The 4,997-nt window shown below is 50.8% G+C and carries 7 protein-coding genes and 1 pseudogene; 2 read left to right on the forward strand and 6 right to left on the reverse strand.

Features of this window, described 5'->3' with window-relative positions; translation table 11 throughout:
• On the forward strand, positions 1-405 hold a 405-nt coding region (locus KGZ93_09700), incomplete at its 5' end, for an NAD-dependent dehydratase (GenBank protein ID MBS3909874.1).
• A gap of 170 nt (positions 406-575) precedes the next feature.
• On the opposite strand, the gene KGZ93_09705 is transcribed toward KGZ93_09700, so the two are convergent.
• The 4 genes from KGZ93_09705 to KGZ93_09720 form a co-directional block, all read right to left on the reverse strand.
• On the reverse strand, positions 576-1,721 hold the full coding sequence (locus tag KGZ93_09705; GenBank protein ID MBS3909875.1) for an ATP-binding protein: 1,146 nt from the start codon (positions 1,719-1,721) through the stop codon (positions 576-578).
• A gap of 366 nt (positions 1,722-2,087) precedes the next feature.
• Positions 2,088-2,603: a thioredoxin family protein gene (locus KGZ93_09710; GenBank protein ID MBS3909876.1), complete on the reverse strand. Its 516-nt coding sequence runs from the start codon at positions 2,601-2,603 to the stop codon at positions 2,088-2,090.
• Positions 2,604-2,645: 42 nt separating this feature from the next.
• Entirely contained in the window at positions 2,646-2,846 is a 201-nt protein-coding gene (locus tag KGZ93_09715) for a DUF2892 domain-containing protein (GenBank protein MBS3909877.1), read from the reverse strand.
• A gap of 82 nt (positions 2,847-2,928) precedes the next feature.
• Entirely contained in the window at positions 2,929-3,603 is a 675-nt protein-coding gene (locus KGZ93_09720) for a Crp/Fnr family transcriptional regulator (protein ID MBS3909878.1), read from the reverse strand.
• Positions 3,604-3,709: 106 nt separating this feature from the next.
• On the opposite strand from KGZ93_09720, the pseudogene KGZ93_09725 reads away from it, so the two are divergent.
• Positions 3,710-3,904: pseudogene (locus KGZ93_09725) on the forward strand (tyrosine-type recombinase/integrase).
• 229 nt (positions 3,905-4,133) lie between these two features.
• Here the strand turns inward: KGZ93_09725 and KGZ93_09730 are convergent.
• Positions 4,134-4,709 (reverse strand): hypothetical protein, encoded by a 576-nt coding sequence (locus tag KGZ93_09730; GenBank protein MBS3909879.1) that lies wholly within the window; start codon positions 4,707-4,709, stop codon positions 4,134-4,136.
• Complete coding sequence (locus KGZ93_09735; protein ID MBS3909880.1) at positions 4,699-4,953, reverse strand: hypothetical protein; 255 nt, start codon at positions 4,951-4,953, stop codon at positions 4,699-4,701. Before KGZ93_09735 ends, KGZ93_09730 begins: the two co-directional genes overlap by 11 nt.
• Positions 4,954-4,997: the final 44 nt, after the last annotated feature.

Raw genomic sequence — 4,997 nt, forward strand, 5'->3', positions numbered from 1 at the left:
CCCGCCGAAGTGACAGGCACATTGGACTTTCCACATACCTATACGTACATCCGTGATTTTGGTGAGGCATTGGCAACTTTAGGTGAACGCGATGAAGCTCTCGGTCAGGCATGGCACGTGCCCAACCCCCCTACTTTGACCCAGCGTGAATTGGTAACGCTGTTTTTTAAAGAAGCAGGATTGAAACCAAGATTCACGGTAATGGGAAAGTTGATGATGATTATGGGCGGTTTGTTCATTCCTATTGCCAGAGAGATGGTAGAGATGGCTTATGAGTTTGAAAAACCATTTATTGTCGAATCAGATAAATTTGTAAAAACCTTTGGCAATATGGCTACCCCGCACGATACCGCCGTAAAAGAAACTATTGCCTGGTATCGCGAACACCTAAGAGGCAAAAAGTAAAAATAGTAAGATCGCAGAACCGGTAAATCAAAAAAGCGCTCCCCCATCTCTAGAGAGCGCCTCACCATTTTGACCCACCCTCCTGCATCACCGGTCTAAATTTATGGCCGTAGATACGAATCGGTCCGCGCCAATTGGGTAAGTATGGTTTTATAAACTTCGCTTGTTATTCACCACGCCACACCCTCTTCGGCCAAGTTGGAAAGCGGCACTGTCCTGATATTCTCGGCCAATGAATAGCGTTTGGATCCAGGGTAAATTACCATTAGTGTGGATAATTCAAGATCTTGCTTTGCCGCCAGCATCGATGGCGTCAGCCGAGGAGCGTCAACGCGTTTACACTCCACGCCAATTTTCTTGCCATCTTTAATCATGAGCAAGTCCAGTTCAGCCCCGGAGTGGGTGCGCCAAAAATATACTTCCTCTGGGGCAGTCGCCTTGATCATTTCTTCGATCACGAACCCCTCCCAAGATGCGCCGCTGCGCGGGTGCAAAAGCAGTTCCTGTTCGGTGCGGATCCCCAGAAGAACATGGAGCAACCCCGTGTCACGAATATACACTTTTGGAGACTTCACCTGCCGCTTTCCCAGGTTAGCATACCAGGGTTGGAGCAGCCGCACCATAAACAGGTTCTGAAGTAAATCGACATACCGGCGCGCCGTGCCTTCGCTGATGTTCAAGGTGCGAGCCGCTTCAGCCGCATTCCAGACCTGCCCGTGATAGTGAGCCAGCAGGCTCCAGAAGCGAAACAGACTGGTGGAAGGAATGCTGAACCCGAATTGGGGAATGTCTCGTTCCAAAAATGTGGATACAAAATCTTTGCGCCATTCAAGGCTGGCTTCTTCGCTGGATGCAGTGAATGAAAGCGGAAATCCACCGCGCCGCCAGAGGGCGTTTTGTGCCTGCGCTCCCACTTCCTCCAGGCTGAATCCGCTCATGGAAAGAGTGGAGATGCGCCCGGCGAGGCTCTCAGAAGATTGTCGCAAGAGTTCTGGAGAAGCACTCCCTAAGATCAAAAAACGAGCAGGGAGCGGGTTACGATCCGCCAGCACTCTCAGCACGGGAAACAGGTCCGGACGCCGCTGAATTTCATCGATAACCACCAGGCCGGTCAGATCCTGCAAAGCAGTCATGGGCTGGTCGAGCAGTGCCAGGCTTAATGGGTCTTCCAGGTCAAAATAATTGACAGAGCTTGGGGAGATGAATTCTCGCGCCAGGGTGGTTTTGCCGGATTGCCTGGGGCCGATCAAGGCTACGACTCGATTGGCGTCGAGTTTCTTTTGGACGGTTTGTCTGAGATGAGTGCGGTCAATCATACCTGCATCATACCATGAAATTCCGCTATCCAATAGCGGAATTTCATGGTAGTCACCTATATAAACGCCTCCCCTCTGCGTGCAACGGAAAGGCATGGCATGGTGATGTAGGGAATGGAATTTATCCTTTCACCCCTGTATATAGGGATGATGGCCGAAAATACATGGTAATTACTTTATTAGGCGGCGTTAAGTCCCGCAGGTCGGAACTTACGCCCCTTCGGGCGCACTGAAGAGTGTACCTGTACATACGACTCGGTCCGCGGGGGGAGTACTTACAACAACGATCTAAGGAACGCAGAGTCGCGGCCCGACGGAATTGGAGTCCACGCTTTTCCACCCATTATAAACACCCACATTTCATGATCAGCTTCGACCGCTCTTCAGTAGTTTGGAAACCTCGCCCCAAATAGGGCAACGGTCGTAAATCCCCAGAAAAGCAACAAGCCCTCCGAGACCAGCCACCAGCCAGCTGTCAGTGAATAATGCAACCAGGAACAGCAGCGCACCAGCCCCCAGGCGCAGGTAACGATCAAAGGGCGTCAAGGGAATTTTTACTTCCGACCCATCGGCCAGAGCTATAAACATGGCGCGATAGCCAGTTTCGTTTTGGGATCCTGTTACGCGTCCAACGATCTTCCCGTCCCGCAGTGCCATTACAGTAGGAATACCCGATATGTGGAACTGTTCGAGCACTTCTTGTGAGTCATCGGCATTGATCGGCAGAAAATTCACGGTTTCAGCATACTCCTGCGCAAGCTTTTCCAGGATAGGTTTGGTCCTACGGCATGGGCCGCACCAGGGCGCCCAGAAATCTACAATCACGGGCTTACCCATTTGCGTTATCTTGATTTGAAAGTCTGATAGGTTCATAAAAATCAAGCGAGCGAATGATTGCTCATCCGTTCCGGGGGAATGGTTGGATTAGCCTTTAAAGGTGCTGATTTTGAAGGGTAGGTAGAGCGGGCAGAACGCGACGATGGAGGTCAATAGAAAGACCGCGCCGAGCACTACCAGGATAATACCGAACATGCCTGTGACGGTTCCGCCAAAATATAGATAGGCAAACAGGGCAGCGATGATGACCCGGATAATGCGGTCAAGGTTGGACATATTGCGTTTCATAGGAAAATCTCCTTTTGGGTTGAATTGGATTGAATGGATACACTCATTGTAGGAGATTCACCCCAAGTTGTCTGTGACAAAGTCACATAACAGCCAGGGAATTCAGACTGTCTATATCCAGAATTTCAACAGTTCCTCTCTCTACAAGCACCCAGCCGCGCTGGGAAAAGTCCTCTAGCAAGCGGCTGATCACCTCTCGTGAACTGCCCAGGTCGGCAGCAATATTCTGATGCGTGGTGCGAATCGGGTTCTGCCACCTTACTAGTTTCAGCAGCCAGGCCGCCAGGCGCCGATCCATACGCTGGAAAACCACTTCATCCACCACCGCCATGACCGTCGAAAGGCGGTCCGAGAGCAGGTCGAAGATAAATTCGCGCCACAGGTCGTGCCGCTTCACCCAATCGCGAAAAACTTCAGCGGGAATCATCACTGCTTCGGCATCTTTTTCCACCGTGGCAATAGCGGGGAAGGATTTGCGACTCAAAATGGCATTAGCGGTCAGGATGCAGGATTCACCCAGCCCAAAGCGATAGAGGGTGATTTCGCGCCCGGTTTCGCTAATTTTGTATACCCGCACCACCCCTGAGATGAGCAGGGCGATGGCTTCTGCCTGGTCGCCTTCGATAAAAACATCCTCGCCGGCCGGGATGCGCGCAAAGAAGGACTGGGCGATGAACTCGCGTACCAACAGAGGATCTGCGCGCTCCAAGATTGGTAAAGCACGTTGCAAGCGGGTCAGTTGTTCCTGTTTTAGCATGAAGTTACTCCTGCACCCATGATGAGGTTATATGGAAATATTGACCATAGTATACCCTTTGGCTTGATTGAGGGGATAAACATGGATGACATAAATAGTACCTATTATCAGCCCCCACACTTTTTGGCACTGTTTTGCCACGCATCTCCTTGAGGCCGGGTATGACACCCAGCACCTACGGTTCTGGGCAGGTGTCCGCACAGTACAGGAACTGCTTGGGCATAAAGACGTTAAGACTACCATGATCTACACCCATGTCCTCAACCGCGGGCCGAAAGCGGTTCGCAGTCCATTGAATTGAAAGGTGCTTCTGCATGATGTGCACTCAGTGCGAGATGGAATAAAAAAGCGTTCTCCCAGTTGGAAGAACACTTCCTATGCTCTTAACTCGAAAAAGGGCTTACCGCGGACCGGCAAGCACCGGCCGGAACTTACGCCCCTTCGGGCGCACGGAAGAGTGTACCCGTACATACGACTCGGTCGGCAGCGCAGAGGTAAAGGTGATTTTCTAACGGTTTACCCATATTGTCTTATTCCATTTCTTTCAAGGCGTGTTCCAGCAAATCACTGACTTTTAGATCATTCGCCCATTTTCTCAAATAACCCAGGTCGAGCTTACTGGCGCGCGTTTTCAGAACGCCAAGAATGTCACGCCATTGCCGCTCCGACACCTCGCCGCCCAGACGATACCATTCGAGTTTGGCCAGGATAGTATCTTCGGGACCGCAAAAATTTGCGCTGACTTCATTTTCAAATTGAAAGGTTTGCTTTTGAGCGCGGGCGAGTTGAGATTGTAAAAAAGGTCGCGGGTGAGGAATGAAAACATCCACCTTGAACATGCTCTCGCGATGAATGATGTTAAAGCTTGAATGCCGCTGAATTGATTCGGCGATCATCTCTTCGTCCATATAGAATTCATCTCGCAAAGCTGTAACCAACGGTATAAGATGCTCAAGCTGCATTTCGGCCACGATGTCTGAATCCTGGGTGGTGCGCACCATGCCGTAAAGAGTGCTGGCAAGTGAACCGCCAATGAGATAGGGTATATTCAGTTTTTCGAGAATCTGGGTGACCCGGATTGTGACTTCAATTGGTTCATTTTGCATCGGGCAGTTCCCCATAAACCTTACATGCGATTTCTTCCCCAAGCAGCAGTCCTGCCAATCTGCGCCGCAGTTCAGCTTCGCCGATTTGGGGATATAGCGAGCGTAAACCTGTCAACGCTAACAAACGAGCCGATTGGTTGAGCTGCGCCAGCATTTGCATTTTACGGGTGGGGCTGGCCGACCGCCACAATTCAATTTGCAAGGCTTCCATTTTTGGATGGGTATCGGGAAATAAGGCACTCATGTATTTCATCCTTTCCATAGCGATCGTTTAATTTCCCGCCAGGT

The sequence above is a fragment of the Actinomycetota bacterium genome (genome assembly GCA_018333515.1).
GTDB lineage: Bacteria > Actinomycetota > Aquicultoria > Aquicultorales > Aquicultoraceae > Aquicultor.

Bases quoted from the DNA above. Each gene is read 5' to 3' on its own strand.
- KGZ93_09715 (MBS3909877.1), bottom strand. From the start codon at position 2,846: ATGAAACGCAATATGTCCAACCTTGACCGCATTATCCGGGTCATCATC.
- KGZ93_09705 (MBS3909875.1), bottom strand. From the start codon at position 1,721: ATGATTGACCGCACTCATCTCAGACAAACCGTCCAAAAGAAACTCGAC.
- KGZ93_09730 (MBS3909879.1), bottom strand. From the start codon at position 4,709: ATGCAAAATGAACCAATTGAAGTCACAATCCGGGTCACCCAGATTCTC.
- KGZ93_09735 (MBS3909880.1), bottom strand. From the start codon at position 4,953: ATGAGTGCCTTATTTCCCGATACCCATCCAAAAATGGAAGCCTTGCAA.
- KGZ93_09720 (MBS3909878.1), bottom strand. From the start codon at position 3,603: ATGCTAAAACAGGAACAACTGACCCGCTTGCAACGTGCTTTACCAATC.